The organism is Pseudomonas sp. R1-6 (assembly GCF_051132115.1).
Classification (GTDB): Bacteria; Pseudomonadota; Gammaproteobacteria; order Pseudomonadales; family Pseudomonadaceae; genus Aquipseudomonas.
This window is the reverse complement of sequence record NZ_CP071662.1, coordinates 3,540,710-3,559,886: the sequence shown is the minus strand read 5'-3', so window position 1 is coordinate 3,559,886 and position 19,177 is coordinate 3,540,710. Positions and strand designations below refer to the sequence as shown.

18 protein-coding genes are annotated in these 19,177 nt (G+C 62.9%); 2 read left to right on the top strand and 16 right to left on the bottom strand.

The genetic code is table 11. From position 1 onward, the window contains the following. Nucleotides 1-13 precede the first annotated feature (13 nt). Nucleotides 14-241, top strand: coding sequence for a hypothetical protein (locus tag J3P81_RS15975; protein WP_434559716.1), 228 nt, complete (start codon nucleotides 14-16; stop codon nucleotides 239-241). Between the two features lie 94 nt (nucleotides 242-335). Continuing rightward, nucleotides 336-878 (top strand): hypothetical protein, encoded by a 543-nt coding sequence (locus J3P81_RS15970; protein ID WP_420765783.1) that lies wholly within the window; start codon nucleotides 336-338, stop codon nucleotides 876-878. Between the two features lie 49 nt (nucleotides 879-927). Here the strand turns inward: J3P81_RS15970 and J3P81_RS15965 are convergent, their stop codons facing one another. From J3P81_RS15965 to J3P81_RS15890, 16 genes are all read right to left on the bottom strand, one after another. Beyond that, a complete protein-coding gene (locus tag J3P81_RS15965) occupies nucleotides 928-1,722 on the bottom strand; it encodes a ChbG/HpnK family deacetylase (protein WP_434559715.1) in 795 nt (264 codons plus the stop codon). Next, nucleotides 1,694-2,869 (bottom strand): GNAT family N-acetyltransferase, encoded by a 1,176-nt coding sequence (locus J3P81_RS15960; protein ID WP_434559713.1) that lies wholly within the window; start codon nucleotides 2,867-2,869, stop codon nucleotides 1,694-1,696. Before J3P81_RS15960 ends, J3P81_RS15965 begins: the two co-directional genes overlap by 29 nt. Before the next feature lie 5 nt (nucleotides 2,870-2,874). Beyond that, nucleotides 2,875-3,564 (bottom strand): N-acetyltransferase, encoded by a 690-nt coding sequence (locus J3P81_RS15955; protein ID WP_420765786.1) that lies wholly within the window; start codon nucleotides 3,562-3,564, stop codon nucleotides 2,875-2,877. Then, complete coding sequence (locus tag J3P81_RS15950) at nucleotides 3,561-5,456, bottom strand: hypothetical protein (protein ID WP_420765787.1); 1,896 nt, start codon at nucleotides 5,454-5,456, stop codon at nucleotides 3,561-3,563. The genes J3P81_RS15955 and J3P81_RS15950 overlap by 4 nt, the downstream gene beginning before the upstream one ends. A 227-nt stretch (nucleotides 5,457-5,683) precedes the next feature. Next, a complete protein-coding gene (locus J3P81_RS15945; protein ID WP_434559711.1) occupies nucleotides 5,684-6,988 on the bottom strand; it encodes a lipopolysaccharide biosynthesis protein in 1,305 nt (434 codons plus the stop codon). Beyond that, complete coding sequence (locus J3P81_RS15940) at nucleotides 6,985-7,989, bottom strand: polysaccharide deacetylase family protein (protein ID WP_434559709.1); 1,005 nt, start codon at nucleotides 7,987-7,989, stop codon at nucleotides 6,985-6,987. The genes J3P81_RS15945 and J3P81_RS15940 overlap by 4 nt, the downstream gene beginning before the upstream one ends. 12 nt (nucleotides 7,990-8,001) lie before the next feature. After that, the gene (locus J3P81_RS15935; protein WP_420765789.1) at nucleotides 8,002-9,138 is read right to left on the bottom strand and encodes a glycosyltransferase family 2 protein; all 1,137 of its coding nucleotides are present in this window, start codon (nucleotides 9,136-9,138) and stop codon (nucleotides 8,002-8,004) included. After that, complete coding sequence (locus J3P81_RS15930; protein ID WP_434559707.1) at nucleotides 9,131-10,090, bottom strand: glycosyltransferase; 960 nt, start codon at nucleotides 10,088-10,090, stop codon at nucleotides 9,131-9,133. Before J3P81_RS15930 ends, J3P81_RS15935 begins: the two co-directional genes overlap by 8 nt. Next, entirely contained in the window at nucleotides 10,087-11,457 is a 1,371-nt protein-coding gene (locus J3P81_RS15925; RefSeq protein ID WP_434559705.1) for an O-antigen ligase family protein, read from the bottom strand. The genes J3P81_RS15930 and J3P81_RS15925 overlap by 4 nt, the downstream gene beginning before the upstream one ends. Continuing rightward, on the bottom strand, nucleotides 11,454-12,557 hold the full coding sequence (locus tag J3P81_RS15920; RefSeq protein ID WP_420765792.1) for a glycosyltransferase family 4 protein: 1,104 nt from the start codon (nucleotides 12,555-12,557) through the stop codon (nucleotides 11,454-11,456). Before J3P81_RS15920 ends, J3P81_RS15925 begins: the two co-directional genes overlap by 4 nt. Beyond that, a complete protein-coding gene (locus J3P81_RS15915) occupies nucleotides 12,554-14,146 on the bottom strand; it encodes a GumC family protein (RefSeq protein WP_420765793.1) in 1,593 nt (530 codons plus the stop codon). The genes J3P81_RS15920 and J3P81_RS15915 overlap by 4 nt, the downstream gene beginning before the upstream one ends. 16 nt (nucleotides 14,147-14,162) lie before the next feature. Next, complete coding sequence (locus tag J3P81_RS15910) at nucleotides 14,163-15,185, bottom strand: polysaccharide biosynthesis/export family protein (RefSeq protein ID WP_420765794.1); 1,023 nt, start codon at nucleotides 15,183-15,185, stop codon at nucleotides 14,163-14,165. Between the two features lie 20 nt (nucleotides 15,186-15,205). Then, the gene (locus tag J3P81_RS15905) at nucleotides 15,206-15,850 is read right to left on the bottom strand and encodes a CpsD/CapB family tyrosine-protein kinase (RefSeq protein WP_420765795.1); all 645 of its coding nucleotides are present in this window, start codon (nucleotides 15,848-15,850) and stop codon (nucleotides 15,206-15,208) included. Next, complete coding sequence (locus J3P81_RS15900) at nucleotides 15,851-16,597, bottom strand: sugar transferase (RefSeq protein WP_434559703.1); 747 nt, start codon at nucleotides 16,595-16,597, stop codon at nucleotides 15,851-15,853. After that, nucleotides 16,594-17,652: an NAD-dependent epimerase gene (locus J3P81_RS15895; RefSeq protein WP_434559701.1), complete on the bottom strand. Its 1,059-nt coding sequence runs from the start codon at nucleotides 17,650-17,652 to the stop codon at nucleotides 16,594-16,596. The genes J3P81_RS15900 and J3P81_RS15895 overlap by 4 nt, the downstream gene beginning before the upstream one ends. After that, on the bottom strand, nucleotides 17,649-19,007 hold the full coding sequence (locus tag J3P81_RS15890) for a UDP-glucose dehydrogenase family protein (RefSeq protein ID WP_434559699.1): 1,359 nt from the start codon (nucleotides 19,005-19,007) through the stop codon (nucleotides 17,649-17,651). The genes J3P81_RS15895 and J3P81_RS15890 overlap by 4 nt, the downstream gene beginning before the upstream one ends. Between the last annotated feature and the right edge of the window lie 170 nt (nucleotides 19,008-19,177).

Here is a 19,177-nt window from a genome sequence, read left to right as displayed (position 1 = left end):
CGAGGACGACGCCATGACGAACGAACATTCCAAAGGACAAACCCAAGCCGACAATCATGCACCCGCCAAGGATGCCACCGGCGCCCCGGTGCCAGTAGTGGAGCGCGACGTTCACCACCCCGATCCGGCGACCGACAAGGTGGATAAGACCATCACGCCCAAGTCGATCAAAAGCCACGAGCAGGATGCCGAAAAACTGCAGGACGAGGTGGCGCAACTGGAGAAAAAGCTCGACCGCTAGGCAAGCCTGTCATTCGTCCGGAGGGCGCTTTGCGCAACTGGAAATTACTCCACCCGTGTGCCTTACTGCCTGTTCCTTAGGGGAGGGCGACGGGATGCGACGTAGAAGCGCACAGTATTGGCTTTGGGTGAACAGTCGGCTGCCGGGCCGCAACCATGAAGAAATCCTCGACGACGGCACCCATGTCGAGGTCCAGGCGAGGATCAATCACCAGTCCGTCACGCAGGTCTTCGTCTGTGTCTATCGTCCGAACGGCGCCGTTTGGGTCGAACAATTCCATGACCGGAGCATGCGCGAGCCGCTGTGCCAGGCGTTGGAGTGGGGCTTGGGCCGGGCGCGGGAAATCGTCGCCGGTACGGCAGGTTTCAAGGCACCGCACAAGATCCAGACGACCCTGGGCCCCTTGATCAAGGACGAATGCGCCTTGGCCCTGCGACGCATGGACATGAGCGATGAAGAACGACTCCGGCTCAAGGCTCGGGATGCATGGGCTGAATACGTCAACGCCAAGCAAGCGATGCTCGCATTGATGCGTTCGGCCCGGGTCGACGCCGACGTGTGGGAGGAGCAAAAACGTCGACTGCGCGAAGCCATCGATCGCCGCGCCTCGCTGGCGCGGGCAAGCCTGGACCACTGACACACGCCCCACCGTGGCGAGGGAACAAGCTCCCTCGCCACGTGCCCCATCAGTGCACATCCCCAAATTCAACCAGCGCCAACTTGCGGCCATTCTCGCCATACCCGACCTTTGGCACCCCCGCCAGGCGCCGCTGAAGCACTTGGGTCAATGAATTGCCAGGCGCCAGGCTGGCATCGCCAAAATCCCCGTCCAGTTCCAGTGGATGGACAATCACTTCCAGCGAGCCATGGACCGGCGGTGCGGCGTGGTGCAGGTCCGCCGGGGTGCAGACGTAATCGGCGGTTGCGCCGCAGAGCTGGCGCAGACGATGGTTGAGCAGCGTCTTGAAGATGCGCTTGGGCACGCTCAGGTTGGGCCCCAGGTTGCGTGCCAGGCGCATAGGCACGCCTTGTCGCGCTGCGAAGCGTGCCACCAGTTCTCCGACGGGCCAGATGTTATGCACGTGTTGATGCGAGTCCAGGTGGCTGGGGCGCAGGCCGCGGTCCAGGCAATGCTGCCATTGCGCCTGAAGTTCTGCTTGCACCGCTGCCAGATCGGCCGCTCCCAAGTGCAGGCAGTAGCGTGACAGGTTGAGGTCGAATTCGCCGTTGGCATTGCAAAACCTCCGTCGCGCCCTGATTGCCTGGCTTAGTGGCGGTCCGTAGCTGAGATTGAAATGCAACCCGATGCGTCCTTCAAGCAACGGGTGTCGGGACAGTTCACAGGCCTGGTCGAAGGCCGGCATGTTGGCCATGGCGGTGGCGGAGCTGATGACGCCTGCTTCGAACGCCCGCAGGATCAGTTCGTTTTCACTGAGGCTGAGTCCGAAATCGTCAGCGTTGATGATCACTTGGCGAGGCATGTGTGTTTTCCTGGCGCTTGGAAGAGGACGAGGCCGTCGTCACGGTCGGTCTGGCCCGGCGCTTGCCTAGCCAAGGCTTCAGGCTTTTCCATAGCCGCAAGGCGAATCCCATGAGCAGGCCATCGGGCTGCCAGGAATAGAAACTCCAACGCCAATGTTCCAGTTGTCCGGTCATGCGTTCGTGCAGTTGATGGCTCGAATTTTCCAGGCTGACCCGTGAAGCGTCGATCCACCGCCAGTTGTCGTCCAGCCCCCAGCGAATCCATTCCTCGAGTAATACGCGGCCGCTGCCCAGGTCGGCGTGCTGTGGCAGGAACGCCAGGTTGTAGTCATATAGTCGCCCTTGATCCAACAGGCCCAGGCGATAGCTGATGCATTCGCCGTTCAGCTCCAGCGTCACCACCCGCACCAGGCCTTGGGCGGCGAGGGCGGTGAAGGCATGGTTCATCCATTGCCGACGCCTGGGGTCGGCGAAGATGCCGACGCCTTCCTCGCCTTTCCAGCTGGCGGCCTCCACCTCGGCAAGGGTCCGCAGCAGCGGCCCCATGCCGATGGCGTCCGGCGTGATGCGGCGAATCTGTGCACCACACGCGGCGATTCGCTTGCGCGCCCGGCGCAACTTGTAGCGTGGGTCGCCGGAAATTTCCTGGTGATCGCTGGCACTGATCAAGTGCACCGGAACCCGGCAACTGAGCCGCCGCTCCCCGGTGGAGCTCATCGCCATCCATGCACTGAGCACGCTTTGCTCGCCCACCGGCTCGACCACTTCGTTCAATTGCAGCAGCGCATGCGGTAAATACTGGCGGATCTGCGTCAGCGCCTGGCCCATGCCGTCGGCGTCCAGGCGCGCCAGTAAGGCGATACGGTCGGCCAAGGGGTAACCCAGGTGATGCAAGACCCGGAACCGCAGGCCGCCGACACGCTCCTGTCCGCTGATCAATGGCAGGCACAGCAGCAGGTCCTGGTCCTGCCAGCCCAGCAGAACATGCAACTGCTGGTCGGGCAATAGCGCGAACTCCGATGCTTGCAGCCAGGCCAAGGTGTTGAACGGCGTTGCGTCGGTCACCTGTGCGCGCAGCTGTTCAAAAGCCGTTACAGGGAAATCCGCCGCGCTCAGAGAGCCATACCATTGGAACCGGATCGCCATGAGCATCAAGCCGTCGCAGTCGATGCAACCGGCCGAGCCGGTTTACGGAAGGCGTCCAGTACCGAGCCGGTGTAGAACGTATCGCGGAAAAACCGAAAGCGTCCAAACAGGCAGTACACATGGGTGATCTGCCCACGCTCCACGAACTCCATGCGTATATGCATCTTGATCGCCGGGGTGTTTTCCAGGTCGCAGACATCGACCATCTTGTTGCAACCCTGGTCAGCCATGACTTTCCAAACGTCGGCCTGGACATCGGCCGACAGCTGCGAACCCCAGTAGGCACGGGTCATCTCTCCACCGAACTGAAAGTATTCACCGGGCTTGACCGGAAACCAGCAGCGATAGAAATGGCGATCGAAATAGTCTCGCGTGCTCGCCCAGGCAAACCCCACGGTGTTGCCCTTGTCATCCAGGTACATGAACCCTGTATAGCCTTCGGCTGCCAACTCGCGCATGGTTTCGACACGGTCGCCGAAATGCGTGGCGAAGGCATCGGCATTGCTGACGGTGATGAACTCGCGGCGCACCGGTGGGTAGGGCCGCAGGTTATGCGGTTTGAGCGGGATCCTTACATCGTGTTCGAGCCATACCAGTCGCGAATGGAAAAACACGAAGCGGCGTACCAGCAGTTTGATAACCGAGCGCAAGCCTTTTTTCTGAATGCGGTCGCGCAATTTTTGCAGAGCTTTCATGGTGCCTCCTGACGGGTGGCGGGTTGAGGAAAAACAGAGGCCGTCCAACTCAGGGCGAAGACGGTTTCACCTGGCAAAAGGAAACCGAGTTGGCCGGCTTTGCATTCGAATGGGACGTTGCGGCTGATGTTGTCCGGGCCGAAATAAACCAGGGCAGCGCCGGGCTGCGGACAGGTCATGCCGTCGAGGCTGACTTGATGGGCCCGGACGCTTTTGTTCACGCCAAGCAGGCTGCGCTCCAGGCCGTTGGCCATGGCCAGTGCATCGACCTCAAACGCATCGTTGTCCAGACGCAGCACCTGGCCGAGCCAATGCTGTTGGATGAATTGCTGGACCAACCCCACCGGCTTGAGCTCGAAGCGTTGGTTGTCCAGTATCCGCACCATGCCCTTGGGGTACTCCGGTTCGTCGGCGGACATGAACCAGTTGAGCATGTCCAGCCAGCCGTCGGCCGAGGCGTTGATGGCCACCGACGTCCACCACAGGGCGGCGTAATGGGTTTCCTGGTCGTAAGGGCTGAGGCTTGATCCGCTGGACATATTGGTCTGGTCCAGCAGCAAGGCTTTGCGCGGCCGGCCCTGGTTGTCCAGTCCCACCAGGTTGGCGGCCCGACGAACACTGTTGCGATAGACGCGGGTCGCCAGCAGGTCGCGGATCATCCATTCATGCCAGGCCAGGGCGTCGATCTGGGCGCTCGATGTTTCCAGCAGCCGTCGTGCCCAGTCGATGCCACGTTTGTCTGCGGCGTTCTCGGCCAACGGACCGTTGGTGAACCGCGAACTGGCCGGTATGGCGATGCGGACGCCGGCGCGGCTGTTGGCAGGGTTGGCGCGGACCTGGGCGGACAGGCTTTGGAACACCTGCTGGAAACTGTCGAAGTCGGGATAGTTGAGGTTCGGCTCATCGGCAAAGCTGAGATAGTGGATGCCTTTGCCGCCCAGGGCGCGGGTTGATTCGAGCCAGGCTTGCAGCCCGTTGCCGCTGGTCCGGTCGGCTTGCAGATCGGCCCTGCGCTGGCTGCCAGCGAGCAGAGTGATGTCTTGGGTGATGCCAAAGCGATCCTGGTACAGACGTCGAAACGCGTCCTCATGATCGGCCTTGGCCGCCGTGACATCGACGAGGCTGTAATAGCTGGCCGCCCGGGGGTTGAGCGCATCGAGCACGGCGTAGCTGGAGGGCGGAGGCAGTACGTAGGGCAGGGACATCCCCAGCTTTGGAGTCGTGCCGAGTACATCGGCGTGAAGCGTCAGGTGGGTTCGCCCCGGATCCTGGCGCAGCGGCTGCAGTTGCGCCGGGTCCTGGGCGAACAGGTTGGCGGTGCCGTCCAGCCAGAACGCCGCCTTGCCGTTGCCTTGCAGATGCAGGCGCCAGACCTGGTCCGCGTCCGCCACCGGCAGGGCCACTGTGTCGAATTGCCAATAGGCCCGGTAGGGCTTGAGGTTCAGTTGCACCTGCTTGCCATCGGCAACGCGCCGGGCTTGCAGCGCACGCACGCCGCCGTGGAATTTGCCGGCCAGCACAGCCTGTTCACCGGCTGCGACTTTGAAATAAAGCTCATCACCATCGTGTGTTTCCGAGCTGAAGTGCACTTTGGCCGGGGCGAACAGCGCGCGGGTGCGGGCATCGTGTTCGACCGTATAGCGCCGGAAACTGTAGCCGGGGATCTCCAACCGATAGCTCGCCGCCCCGGGTAACAGCGGCCATTGCTGCTCGCCGCGCACTTGGGCAGCCTTGACCAGGCGCTCACCCACTAACCGGCCTTGGCCGTTGAGCAGATACAGGTGTTCGGTATTGGCCTCGGCCTGCCAGGCCGGAACCCAGCGGACGGTCACTTGGTCCGGGCGATCGGTTTGCAGATACAGGCTGCCGTCGCGGATGTTGGTCCAGTGCATGGACGCGCCATGGGCCGAGGTGGCCAATACCAGAAGACATAGACCCGCGGCCATTTTCCTCTGTGGGAGCCAGCCTTCTCGCGAAGAGGCGGTTAGCTTCATCATCACAGCAAGCTGACCCACCGCCATCGCGAGCAAGCTCGCTCCCACAGGGGAACTCGGCTGGACGCAACCGGCGCCTGTGGGAGCGAGCTTGCTCGCGATGGCGGTCTGGCGGGCGACGATATTCACGCGGATTTCCCCAACAACATCTGGCGCATCGGCAGCAAATCGCTGGGCAGGATGATCAGTGTCTGCCACAGCGCCACACCGCTGAGACGGCAGTACATTGTCAGCAGCGCCAAGGTCACGCCCAGGTAGGCGATCGAGGAAGCGGCGGCAGCGCCGACGATGCCGTAGCGCGGGATCAGGATCAGGTTCAGGGCCAGATTCAGCAGCGCGCCCACGCCCATCAGCAGTGAAACGGTGCCGGGACGGTTCTTGCCCAGCAGGTCCAGGCGCAAGATGCTGGCGTAGCACAGACCGAACAATCCCGGCAGCAACGCCAACAGCGCCGGGTACGCCGGTTGATAGGCGGCGCCGAACAGGGTGATGATCAGCCATTCGCCAATCAGCGCCATGCCCAGGCAGGCACCGAGCATCACCGTAGCAGTCAGGCGCAAGGCCAGCGGGGTCAGGCGCTGCATGTCGGTGTCTTGCTGGAGCAGGCGTTTCATCAGCGGCGTGGTGACCGCTTCGGGCACGATCAGCAGCAGTTCGGCCGCGGCGCTGGCCATGGCGTAGTGACCCAGCGCCGTGCTGCCCAGCAATGCGCCAATGAACAAAAAATCCGAGCGCAGCATCACTTGCTGGAACAACAGGTCCGGATGACTACGGGCGCCATAACGCAACAGTTCGTTCTGGCCGGTGCGATCCCAGCGCAGGGTGACCACATGATCGCGCCGCAACCACATCCAGCCGGCCAGCACCACCAGGCTCAGGCCCGCCAGCCAACTGATCAGCGCCGCCTCCAGCGCCGTGTCTTGCCACATCCAGAACAGCGCTACAAACAGCAGCAACGGCGCCAGGGATTCCATCAGTCGCAGCGCATTGAACGCGCCTACGCCGCCGGAAGCATTGTGCAATGTCAGCAGGCCGCTCTTGAGCACCGTCAGGGGGACGGCCAGCAACAACAGCCAAGCCAGCAATCCCAGCTGCGCGGTGATGTCCAGCTCAGCGCCGAACTCACGCGCCAGCGCCACCACCAACAGTGTCAGCAACCCGGCCAGCAGACACCCGAAAACCAACACCTGGCAAAGCAACAGACCCATGGAGCGCTGCTGCGCCGCCTGGTAACCCACCGCGGAATTGAGGCCTCCACTGGTGGCGGCGCTGATCAGGTCGGGCAGGGTGCTGAGCAGCGCGAACAGTCCGCGTTCGCTGGGCCCCAGGATTCGTGCCAGCAACACATTGCGCAACAGCCGCAGGCCGATCATCGCCAGGCGCGTGCCCATGCTTAGCGCCAAATGCTTGAGATAGTGTGCACGGCTCATGGACGGGCTCCTCGGCGAATGCGCCAGGCGAGCAATTCAGGGTGATGGGCGTTGCGCTGGCTGACGCCGAAACGCGGCAGGTTCAACGGGTCGCCGTCGTGGCGATACAGCCCGGCCTCGGTGCCCAGGGCGAACGGAAAACCGTGGGCCGCCACCTGCTCGCGCACGCGCACATCATTGTCACCGTTGGGGTAGCAATACACCGGCAGCGGCTGGGCGCAGCCATTTTCCAGCGCGGTCCAACTGCGGGTCAGTTCTTCATGCAGGCGCTGATCGTCCAGCCCGGTCAAAATCGCGTGGCTGGCGCCATGGGGGCCGAAACGGATCAGCCCGGAATCTTCGAGCATACGCACCTGGGGCCAATCCAGCGCCTGGGGTTGCGAGCCTTGCGGGCAGGCTTCGGTGAGATCGCTCAAAGTGCTTGGTTCGAGCGTCTTGAGGCTTTGCAGGTAATGCAGCAGCGCCAGGCTGCGGCGCTCGTCGTCGATGTCGTCGAGCAGCACCGGCAACGGCCGGCCGACGTGCTGCAAGTGCTCGATCAGCGAATGCCGTGCTACTTGCCCGTGGCTGCCCCACAGGGTTTCGCCAATGCTTTCCCACCAGAAATGCTGGCGACTGCCGACAAAATCGGTGGACAGAAAAATACTCGCCGGCACCTGGTACTGACGCAGCAGGGGAAAGGCGTTCATGGCGTTGTCACGCCAGCCATCATCGAACGTCAGGGCCACCCGAGGACGGTCCGGAGCGCTTTCCGGGTCGGCCAGCAGCAAAGTCATCAAGGGCACGCATTCAAAATGCCGTTGCAACCAGATCAACAGGTGTTCGAACGCTTCGGGCCCCACGCACAGCTCGTTGCGGTGGGGCAGCTCGGCGGCGCGGTCGTTGTTCAATACCCGGTGCAACATCAGGATGACGCCTGCGCCACGCAATGGATGGCGACCCATGGACGTGTTCAGGTACAGCCAGCCGCCGGTGCGCTTGAAAACATGTTTGATCGACATCGGCCACACTCCTTAGCGGTTTTGGTCGGGATTCCATTGGCTGTAGCGCTGGCCTCGCAGGAATTGCCAGAGCCCGATGCTCATGCCGGCCAGTGTTACCAGCACGAACGCGGCCAACCGAAACGGCCGAGGCAAGCGGTGGCCTGCGTCGAGCAAGCCGATCAGCGCTGTGGCATAACCGAGCAGTTGCGCCACCAGCGTCAGGCGATAGAACGGATGGTCATTCCACAGCCAGGCGTTGCTCAGCAGCAACGGCAACAGCAGCACCGGCGCCAGGCGGCGGATCAATTTGTGGCTGATCAGGCCAATGGCGTAGAGCCCATGGCGCAGCGGGTTGAGCAGTTCCCGGCGCTGGGCCAGGCTCTGCAATCCGCCGACAGTGACGCGCTGACGACGACGAAACTGCTTGTCGGCTTCGTCCACGCCCTGGTCGGTCACCCGCGCTTTGGGTGCATAAACAATGGATTTGCCGGCTGCCGGCGCGCAGGTGCTGAGGAAAAAATCATCGTTGACCTGGGCCGGAATCGGCTGGAACAAAGCCCTGCGCAAGGCCAGCAAGGCGCCGTCGGCCGAGACCATGCAGCCAGTGCGGCTTTCCACCCGGCGCAGCCACCCTTCGTAGTGCCGATACAGACTGTCGCCGAGGCTCAGGCCCTTGCCGGGCACGGGGATGACCATGTGCCCGGCACAGGCGCCCACTTCGGGATCGCCCAGCGGCGCCAGCAGGTGGCCGAGGGTGTCGTGGGCCCATTGGTTGTCGGCATCGGTGAACACCAGGATCTCGCCGTAGCTATGGGCCACGCCGGTATTGAGGGCGGCGGCCTTGCCCTGGCGTGGCAGGTCAAGCACGGTGATGCGTGAGTCGCCGATTTTGCGCGCACAGGCCACCGTGTCGTCGGTGGAACCGTCGCTGGCCAAGATGATTTGCAGCGAGCGTGCCGGATAATCCTGGGCCAACAGCGTGCGCAATTTCGCTTCGATGTGCCGTGCCTCGTTGTGGGCGGCGATAACAATGCTGACGTCCATCGGCAGGGGCTTGCCATAGCGCCGTAGCGGAAACAACGGTGTCAGCAAGGTCAACAGCACGGGGTAGCCGAGGTAGGCGTACACCGGCAGCAACAGGCAAGACCAATAGATGAATTCAGCCACGGGCGGGTCTCCTGACGTTCCATTGAAAAAGATTGAGCAGCAACGCGGCGCCGGTCAGGTGCAGGCGCACCCCGTGCAAGGCCCACAGTTGCAACGCCAGGCGCGGGTCGCGCTGGCTCTGGCGCAGGCTGAGAAACAAGGCCGGCAATGTGCTGATGAGCAGTAGCGTCAACCCGAGGCGCACCTGGCCCTGGAGCAGGGCGGTGAGCGCAAGCAGATCCAGGCCCCAGGCGCCAACGGACAAGGCGGGAAAGCGCAGCAAGCGCAGGCTCGGCCCATGGCTGCGCAGCAACTGCCAATGGCTGCCCTGGCGCCACAGCTCCTTGCTCATCCATTCGCGCCAGCTGCCTTCGTAACCCCAATGCAGGGCCAGGCTTTCGTTCACCAGCAACAACTGCGCACCGGCTTGGCGCAAGCGCAGAGAAAAATCCTTGTCTTCACCGGTACGCAGGGTCTCGTCGAAGCCGCCGACCTGTTCGAACCAACGGCGGCGCATCAACAGATTGGCGCTGGGCAGCCACTGCACTCGATGCAGCGGACGGGCGCCAGGACGTTGGCTGCGGCGTTGCCAGGCCTGGGCGAACCAAGGCGCGTGTCGGGGCGTGTCCAGGTCCAGTCCCAACACATCGCCCTGACGGCCCTCCATTTCGACGAGCAGCTTCAGCCAGTCGGCGGGCATTTCCATGTCGGCGTCGATGAATGCCAGCCACTCACCGCTGGCAACCGCCGCGCCACGGTTGCGCAAGGCGCCGATGTGGACGCCGGGCACAATCAGCACCCGGGCGCCCAGTTCGTTGGCGATGCGCGGCCCATGATCGTCCGAGCCGTTGTCGACCACGATCAGTTCGCATTCCAGTTGCGCCTGGCGAGCAGCTTGCTGCGCGGCCAGCAGGGTGCGGCCGATGTGGCGGGCCTCGTTGAACATCGGGATGACGATACTGACGCGGCTCATGGGCGGGCCTCCCGTGACGCGGATTGTTCGGCGTCGTAGCGCAACACACTGGTCAAGGCGAGCATGATCCACAGCAACTTGTGGTTCGGCGCGCTGAGAAACATCAGGAACAAGGCCAGCGCCAGGAAACTCATCCCCAAATGTGTGAGCAGGTCGGCCTGTGCCCAGTCCCGACGCTGGAGCCAGAGTTGGCGCGCGCGCACCAGGTTATAGAGGCCAAGACCGATCATGCCGACAAACATCAACCCGCCCGGTACGCCGATCTCGCTGAATATTTCCAGGTAGGTGTTGTGAGCGCGACGGTACAGGTCGCCCAGTTTGCGGTTGGCCGAGAAGGCCTTGGCATAACCGGTCGGCGCGTAGTGCAGGGGAAACGTCCCGGGCCCTGAACCGAGGATGGGGTTCTCGCGGATCATCTGGCTGCCCACCAGGATGTAGGAGGCGCGGCGGCCCAAGGATTCATCCTTGTGAGCGCTGGCGCCGGCGCTGAGGATGCTCAACGATTGGATGCGTGCCACGTAGCCGGCGGGCATCACCGCGATCGCCAGGGGAATCATCAGTGCCAGCCCGAGCATGGCGAAGCCCAGGTGCCGTGGACGAATCCGCGGTAGCTGCGCGCGGTAGTGGTACAAGCCGATCATCAGGCTGAGCAGCAGCACCACCAGCCCGGAACGCGATTCAGTCTTGGTCATGCCGCCCAGCAGCAGGATGAAACCGCCTCCCCAGAACAGCCGGTGCAACAGGTTCGGGCTGCGCAGTACCAGCAACAAGGCCAGCGGTATGGTGAACGCGATCAGCAGCGCAAAGGAGTTCGGGTCTTCCAGCAGTCCGGACGCGCGGCCCTGGTCCTGGTATTTGGCCGAGAACATCGCGAGTACGCACGTGGTGGACACGCTCACGGTCATCAAGCGGGCAAACAGGTCCAGGTTCAGCTCGCGTCCGATCAACAAGGTGATCACGAACAGAATCAGCCCTACCGTCAGTTCCCGCAGATGGGTCTGGGACAGGTCCATGTTTTCCGACAGCAGCAGGCTCAGGCCATACAGCGCCATGAAGCCGACCAGCGGCTTCCAGATATTGCTGCGCAGGCGCGTCGCCGGAATCTGGTGCAGGGCCAGTTGCAGTGCCAGGATCAGGATCAGCGCCAGGCCAAAGAACTTGCTGCCCGACAATCCGTTTTCCTTGAACAGCCCTTCGAATGGCACCAGCGCGGCGATGCCCAGCAGGCCCCAGCCGGGCTTGCGGTACAGGACGGCGACGCCGACCAGGCCGAACACCGCGCCGGGCGCCAGGAACGGATAAGGACTGGCCAGCAATGCCAGGCAGACCAGCCCCAGCAAACTGATGATCGAGAGCGGGACGATCATGGTCGAGCCTCCCGTGCCGTGCGGATATAAAGTTGCGACCAACGTTCGGCCAGCGTGCGCAGATCGTAGCGGTCGCGTTGGGTGCGCCGGGCGTTGTCAGCGAGGATCCGCGCCAGGGGCGGTTCGCTGAACAGCGTTTCGATCTGGCGGGCCAATTCGTCGCTGTCGGCCGGCGTGGCCAGCAGGCCGTTGTGGCGGTCCTGCAGGATGTCGGGAATGCCGCCGACGCCAAACGCCACCACCGGCACCCCGGCTTGCATGGCTTCGAGCAGGATCATCGGCGTGCCTTCGGTGCGTGAGCTGATCACCAACGCGTCGAGGCGGCTCCACCAATCATTCATGTCGGTTTGATAACCGGGCAACTCGATGCGCGTCGGCAACCCCGCGTCGGCGATGCGCTTGAGCAGCGGCTGGCGTTCCGGACCGTCGCCGAGCATGACCGCATGCAGCGAACCATGGCGCTGGCAGAGCGGGATCATCGCGTCGAGGAACAGGTCAGGGCCTTTCTCGCTGCTCAAGCGACCCACGTACCCGACCCGCCAGCGCTGCCTGTCGTCGCGATGGGGCAGCGGTGTCGTGACGGCCGGCAAACCGTTGGGAATGACGTCGAGCTTGTCCGCCTTGACGCTGGCCTTGCGGTGCAATGCCGCGATGCTTTCGGCGACGCAGACCACGCGCTTGACCGGCGCGGTGCGGCACAGTTGCAGGCTCAACCAGGTGTAGAAACGCTGCTTGGTGCTGCGCGGCGTGAAGCCGTGCTGGGTAATCACCAGGGGCAGGCGCAACAGCGTGGCCGCGGCCCAGCCGAACAGCAAGCCTTTGAAGTTGTGGGTGTTGATCAGCGGCCGGTCCGCGCGACGTTGCCGCAGATGCTGCAACAATTCGCCCAAGCTGGCGCAATGTCGGCAATCCACCCCGGCCTGGCGAAACCGCGTGATCAAGGTCGGCGGCGCCGCCAGGAACAGCACTTGGTGCTGCCCCGGTGTCGCCAGGCAATGATCGAGCAGCATCCGCTCGGCCCCATAGAAGCCGCCGCTGTCGAGCAGATGAATGATCGACAGGGGGCTGCTGCGGTGGGACGGGCCGAACGGCGCGTTCAATTTTTCACCCAATGGACAAGGCTTGGCAGGCTCCAGTTGCGGTGCGGATTGACCTGTTCGGGCGACTGCTCATTGATCACCAGCAAGACCGGCAGGTCCAGTTGCTGGCTGATTTGCGCAGGATGCTTGAAGCGATGGTCGAAGAACTCACGCACGTAGACCAGAGCGATCGCCAGCAGCAGGCCGCAGAACAAGCCGAACGGGATAATCAGCATCGGCTTGGGGAATACCGCGGCGGTGGGTTCGAACGGGGGGCTCAGGACACGGGCGTTGGACAGGTCATTGTCCAGCGAGCGCGCGGAACTGGCTTCGGCGAACCGCTGGGCATAGGTGGAGAACGCCGCGTGGAGTGCGTTGATCTCGGTGTCCATCTGCCGCAGCTTGCTCTGGGTTTCCTGTAACTGGTGGATGCGTTCCTTGAAGGCCGCGATGCGCTCGACCTTCTGGTTGATCACCGAGCTGACGACGGCCAGGTCGGTGGTGCGTTCCTGGATGCGGTTGTTCACCACTTTGAGGAACTGCTGGCGTGTGCGCATGATCTGTTCGCGGGCCAGCAGCATCGGTTCGCTGCTGGGCTGGAAGATCGCCAGGTCGTTCATGTAGCGGCTGACCTGGCTGGTCAGCTGTTCACCCAGTTGCCTGATTTCCCGGTCCTCGAAGGCGATGTTGTCCACGGTCGTGGTGAAGGTGAACGGGAACGTGTAGTCGTTGAACCGCGAGCTGTTCGCCGCTGCCAGGCTGGTCTTGAGGTAATCGAGCCAGCGTTGGCTTTGCAGCAGGCGATCCTGGTACAGGTTCAGGGCCTGTTCTTCGGTATTGATGGCGTTCAGGCGAAACGTGATTTCTTCCTTGGGATCGGAGGAACCGACGCCTTCGAGCAGGCCGAGCCGGGTGCCTTCCAGACCGTCGAGGCGCGTCTGGTATTGGACTTTTTTCTGCTCGTAGAAGGTCTGGGGCAATTCGATCGATTGCAGGTCCTGGCGGCCGGTGAGGTAGTTTTCCAGCAGCTGCGCGACGAACCGGGTGCCCTGGGCGGGATCGCCGAAGCTGTAGATGATGGAGATGACGTTCGAGCCGGGCAGGGTCTCGATTTTCAGGTTCGCGATGGCCTCGTCGGTGAGGGTATCGAGCATCGTGTCGCGTACCGGATCGACTTCCAGCCCGAGGCCGTCGCGCAGCGGATTGATGACGTATTCACGCAGTGGCTGGGTGATGTAGCGCTTGAGCGGTTCGCTCACCCATTTATTGAGGGCCCCTGGGCTCGGGGTGTATTCACCCTGGTCGCGCAGGGTCTTGATGGTTTCGCGAATCAACGCCGGTGAGCGCAGGATGTTGCTCTCGGTTTCCATGTCCGCCAGGGACGGCGGAATGAAAGTCGCGTTTTCCTGGTTCAACGAGGTAGTGGCGTCGCCTTGGGAGAGTTTTTTCGACTGGACGATCACTTGGGCGGTGATGTCGAAACTCTGCTTGAGCATCAACGGCAACACCAGAGCGATCACGGCGAAAACCAGGAAGACGCGCTTCACCCACTGCTTGTTGGCGAAGAAGATCCTGAAAAACTCGTGCAGATAATTTTCCTTGGGGTTCATGTCGGTCACCTGAGTCTCAGTTGTCGCTGCCTTTGTTGTCGACGCGGTAGCCGAAGCTCAACCCCGTGCCCTGGAACAGCACCACATCGGCCAATTGCCTGGCCAGTTCACCGGCACTTGCAAGCTTGGTCTTGGGCACGAACAGCATGTCTTCCGGTTGCAGATAGGCGATCTGCGACGCGTCGCCGCTCAAGGCTTTCTCCACGTCGTAGTGGCGGGCTTCGACCTGATTGCCGTTGCGGCGCATGATTACCACGGAGTCGAGCCGGGCCTTGACGTTCGTGCCCCTGGCCAGTGTCAGGGCCTCGAGTACCGAGATTGGCCGGCGGATCGGGTAGGAGCCGGGCTGGGCCACTTCGCCGAGGACATAGATTTCGTTGCCGGCGGTGGACTTGAGCAGCACGTCCACCGTCATGTGGCCGGGCAGTTGGGCGTAGCGCTCGTTGAGGAAAGTCTCCAGCTGGCTGACGGTCATGCCTTGCAAAGGCACGGCGCCAATTTCCGGGAAGCTGGCGTAGCCATCCCTGCCCACGGTGATTTCCCGGCTCATGCCCGTGCCAGGGTGAGTCAGGGTGTTGCGCAGCTTCGTCTCGCCGGAGAGCGGGCTCGTCACCAGTACGGTCAATTGGTTGCGATTGGGCTGGAACAACATCTTCTGGTCATAGGCGCGCTGCACCGCCAGGCGCGCCTCGTCGGTGGTCAGGCCGCCGACTTTCACCGAGGTGTTGGCGCCCGGCAGTTCGATACTGCCGTCGGGCATCACCTGTTGCGTGCCGTTGAGCTGGCTGGCGGCGGTGAAGTTCAGGGCAACCTGGTCGCCCGGCTGCACGCGATAAGCCTGGGAAGAGGTGGTGCCGATGTGAAATATCACGTCCAGCACATCCTGGGGCCGCAAGGTCTGCTCGACCTTGGGCATGTCGGTGGCCTGGGCATTGGCCGGCGCCGCGGTGAGGATCTGCACCGGCATCGAGCGGGTATCGGTGTTGCTGGAGCAACCGGCAAGCGGCAGCAACAGCAGGACAAGCATTCTAGCGTTCATCTCGTCATCCTTTTGCAGGCTTACAGGTTGTTGTAGAGCCATTTGGGCATGTAGTACTTGCGGCGGTTGAACACGCTGCCGACCACTTTCGCGCCGGCCTGGGCCAACCTTTGTCGGGTGGCCTGGGCCACTTCCCAGCGGGTGTCTTCGCCGCGCACCACCAGCACCACGCCGTCCACCTGGGTGCTGATCACCAGCGTGTCGGTGGCCGAATACACCGCGTCGGCGTCGATCACCACGAAGCGGTACTGCGCCGCCAGTTGCCGGAACAGCGGGCGCAATCGCTCGGGGCTCAGGCGTTCGGCGTTGTGGCCGAGGCGGCCGTGGGGCAGCACGTCGAAGGGCAGGCTCGACACCTGTACTACGCAGTCCTGCAACAACGGTGGGGACAGGCTGTTGAACAACAGGTCGCTGAAGCCGCGCTCTTTTTGCAGCGAGAGCTGCTGGCTGAGGTTGCGCGGCGACTGGCTGGCGTCCACCAGCAACACCCGGCCATTGCTCATCTGCGCCAGCTGGGCGGACAGCGCCATGGCGCTGGTGCTCGTGCCGGTGCCGGTGTTGGCCGCTGTCATGAGAAGGATCCGCAGATCCGGGTCGAGCACGGTCGAGGTCAGGTTGGTCTCGCTCGGGCTGGCTATGGTCAGGATATTCGTCGAACCGTCCATTTAACTCGCTCCGTGGCCGCTGAACACTTTGAAGGGGGTAATCATCAGGATCTTCAGATCCAACAGCAGGCTCTGCTCGGCGATGTAGCTGAGGTCCAGTTCCACGCGCTGGTCGAAGTCGATATTGCTGCGCCCGGAGATCTGCCACAGGCCGGTCAGGCCGGGGTAGATGCTCAGGCGCACCAAATGGTTGTCCTTGTAGCGATAGGCGTTGAACGAGGTGGGCCGCGGGCCTACCAGGCGCATGTCGCCGGTCACTACATTGATCAGGTTCGGCAGTTCATCGAGGCTGCTGCGTCGCAGGAACCTGCCGATCGGGGTAATGCGCGGGTCGTTGTCGATCTTGAAGTCGATGGCGTCGGCGCCGTGCTTGTTGAGGTGGCGCAGCGACTCTTTCAGGGCCTCGGCATCGACGACCATGGTGCGAAACTTGTACATGCCGAACACGCGCCCGCGATAACCGGTGCGTTTCTGCACGAAAAAAACCGGGCCAGGGCTGGAAAACTTGATCAGCAATGCCAGACCCAGCAGCAGCGGGGTGAGCAGTACCAGGATCGCCAGCGCGCCGAGGCAAGCCACGACCCGATTGGTCCGCGAAACCGTCCAGGGCCGACCACCGTCCCGACCGGTGAGCCAGCCACGGCCCTGGCGGTGGATGGCGGCATCCAGGCGTCGGCGATGCTCGGGGTCGACACGTTTGTCGCGTCCGGAGGTGCTGATCGGAATGTCTTGTTCATGTCGGGTCATAGACTCCTCCGCTGAGGTACGGCCGCAAGCGGCGTGTGAACGATGGGTTGCGCGTAGTAATCGAGGAACCAGTCGACGAAGCGACCCAGGCCGTCATCCAGTGCAATGCACGGTTGGAAACCGGTGGCCCGGGCCAGGTCGCTGGCATCGGCGCAGGTGTTGAGCACGTCCCCCGGTTGCAGGGGCAGCAGCTCGATCCGGGCGGTGCGGCCCAGATGTTTTTCCAGCAGCGCCACGTAGGTTCGCAACGCCACCGGGTGCTGTCCGCCGATGTTGTAGATGCGCCATGGCGCCAGGCTGGTGGCCGGGTCCGGTTGCTCGCGATCCCAGTGGGGCGTTGGCTGCGGCGCACGTTCGATCAACCGGGCGATGCTCTCGACGATGTCGTCGATGTAGGTGAAGTCGCGTTCGTGCTCACCATGGTTGAACAGCCGCAACACTTGGTTTTGCGCGATGGCCGTGGCGAACTGGATCGGCGACATGTCTGGCCGGCCCCACGGGCCGTACACGGTAAAAAAGCGCAGGCCGGTGCACGGGATCCCGAACAGATGGCTGTAGCTGTGGGCCATCGATTCGTTGGCCTTCTTTGTTGCCGCATACAACGACAGCGGATGATCGACGCCGTCCCGTACCGAATAGGGCGTGCGCTGGTTGGCGCCGTACACCGAACTGGAAGAGGCGTAGATCAGGTGCTTGACCGGATGACGGCGGCAACTTTCGAGAATGTTCAGAAACCCGGCGAGGTTGCTGTCGACATAGGCGCGGGGATTGTCCAGCGAATAGCGCACGCCGGCCTGGGCGGCGAGGTGGATCACCACCTCCGGGCGATGGCTCTGGAACAGTCCGTCGATCGCCGAGGCGTCGGTCAGGTCGATACGCGCCAAGGGAAATGCGCCGACCTGGTCACGCACCCACGCCACGCGGTCGTGCTTGAGCTGCGGGTCGTAGTAATCGTTGAAGTTGTCCAGCCCGTACACGTGATGGCCATCGCGCATCAACCGCAAGACGCAGTGGGCTCCGATGAATCCGGCGGCGCCGGTCACCAGGACGTTCACGCTTGTGGCCCCGGGGCGCTGGGCACGGTGTGGCGCAAGCCGATGCCACGGTACAGCAGCCCGGCGGCAGCCAGGTGCTCGGGGTTGTAGAGGTTGCGGCCATCGATGATGACCCGGGCGCGCAGCTTGCTCGCCAGCAGGTCGAAATCCACCACGCGAAAATTCTTCCACTCAGTGCAAATCACCAGGGCATCGGTGTCCTCAAGCGTGTCATCGCGGGTGGCGCACAGGTTCAGGTCTTTGCGATAACCATACAGGCGCCGGCATTCGGACATGGCTTCCGGGTCGTAGGCCTGCACGCGCGCGCCTTCGCGCCAGAGGGCTTCCATCAGGTAGCGGCTCGGGGCTTCGCGCATGTCGTCGGTGTTGGGCTTGAAGGCCAGGCCCCAGATGGCAATCGACTTGCCGGCCAAGCCGTCCGGAAATTGCTGCGCCAGCTTCTCGAAAAGGATGTGCCGCTGGCTGTCGTTCACATCGGTGACGCTGCGCAGCAGGCGCAGCGGCATGCCGCTCTGTTCGGCCGTGTGCAGCAGGGCGCGCAGGTCCTTGGGGAAGCACGAGCCGCCGAAGCCGCAGCCCGGATAGATGAAGTGATAGCCGATGCGTGGGTCCGAGCCGATGCCTTTGCGCACGGCTTCGATGTCGGCGCCCAGGCGTTCGGTGAGGTTGGCCAGTTCGTTCATGAAACTGATGCGGGTGGCGAGCATGGCGTTGGCGGCGTACTTGGTCAGCTCCGCGCTGCGGTTGTCCATGAACATCAGTTTTTCGTGGTTGCGGCAGAACGGCGCGTAGAGCTCGCCCATCTGATCCCGCGCCAGTTGATCGCTGGCGCCGATGATGATGCGGTCCGGGCGCATGCAATCGGCGAGAGCGCTGCCTTCCTTGAGGAACTCCGGGTTGGATACCACACGCACATTCAGCTGTTTAAGGCCCCGACGAGCCAGCGCCTGGCGGGCGCACTCCGCGACTTTATCGGCTGTTCCGACCGGTACGGTCGACTTGATGATCAGGGTGCGGTCACTGTCCATGAAGTCGGCGATCTGGCGGGTCACCGCCAGCACATGGCTCAGGTCCGCCGAGCCGTCTTCGTCGGCTGGCGTGCCGACGGCAATAAAAATCAACTCGCCATGGTTGACCGCATCGCTGGCCTGGCAACTGAACAAAAGCCGGCCGGCCTTGATGTTGTCTTCCAGCAATACGGACAGCCCAGGCTCACTGATGGGCGGTACGGCTTGTTGCAGTTGACGGATCTTGTTCGGGTCGATATCGACGCACAGGACTCGGTGCCCGACGTCGGCCAATGCCGCTGCCTGAATCAGCCCCACATACCCCGTGCCAAATACGCTCACGTCCATTCTAGGCGCGCCTCTCAAACCGGTTGATGTAACTCGGATGAAACTGTTTAGAGGGTATAGCGCAGCTTCAAAAAAACGTGTCAGCAAAATGACAGTTGTCAGTGTTGGCAAATCTCGACGGATTAGGGCTTTTTGATATCAAGTCATTGACTGACTTGGAAAAGCGCCAT

Coding starts and splice junctions, on each gene's coding strand:
- J3P81_RS15975 (WP_434559716.1), top strand. CDS start 14: ATGACGAACGAACATTCCAAAGGACAAACCCAAGCCGACAATCATGCA.
- J3P81_RS15970 (WP_420765783.1), top strand. CDS start 336: ATGCGACGTAGAAGCGCACAGTATTGGCTTTGGGTGAACAGTCGGCTG.
- J3P81_RS15965 (WP_434559715.1), bottom strand. CDS start 1,722: ATGCCTCGCCAAGTGATCATCAACGCTGACGATTTCGGACTCAGCCTC.
- J3P81_RS15960 (WP_434559713.1), bottom strand. CDS start 2,869: ATGGCGATCCGGTTCCAATGGTATGGCTCTCTGAGCGCGGCGGATTTC.
- J3P81_RS15955 (WP_420765786.1), bottom strand. CDS start 3,564: ATGAAAGCTCTGCAAAAATTGCGCGACCGCATTCAGAAAAAAGGCTTG.
- J3P81_RS15950 (WP_420765787.1), bottom strand. CDS start 5,456: ATGCACTGGACCAACATCCGCGACGGCAGCCTGTATCTGCAAACCGAT.
- J3P81_RS15945 (WP_434559711.1), bottom strand. CDS start 6,988: ATGAGCCGTGCACACTATCTCAAGCATTTGGCGCTAAGCATGGGCACG.
- J3P81_RS15940 (WP_434559709.1), bottom strand. CDS start 7,989: ATGTCGATCAAACATGTTTTCAAGCGCACCGGCGGCTGGCTGTACCTG.
- J3P81_RS15930 (WP_434559707.1), bottom strand. CDS start 10,090: ATGAGCCGCGTCAGTATCGTCATCCCGATGTTCAACGAGGCCCGCCAC.
- J3P81_RS15925 (WP_434559705.1), bottom strand. CDS start 11,457: ATGATCGTCCCGCTCTCGATCATCAGTTTGCTGGGGCTGGTCTGCCTG.
- J3P81_RS15915 (WP_420765793.1), bottom strand. CDS start 14,146: ATGAACCCCAAGGAAAATTATCTGCACGAGTTTTTCAGGATCTTCTTC.
- J3P81_RS15910 (WP_420765794.1), bottom strand. CDS start 15,185: ATGAACGCTAGAATGCTTGTCCTGCTGTTGCTGCCGCTTGCCGGTTGC.
- J3P81_RS15905 (WP_420765795.1), bottom strand. CDS start 15,850: ATGGACGGTTCGACGAATATCCTGACCATAGCCAGCCCGAGCGAGACC.
- J3P81_RS15900 (WP_434559703.1), bottom strand. CDS start 16,597: ATGACCCGACATGAACAAGACATTCCGATCAGCACCTCCGGACGCGAC.
- J3P81_RS15890 (WP_434559699.1), bottom strand. CDS start 19,007: ATGGACGTGAGCGTATTTGGCACGGGGTATGTGGGGCTGATTCAGGCA.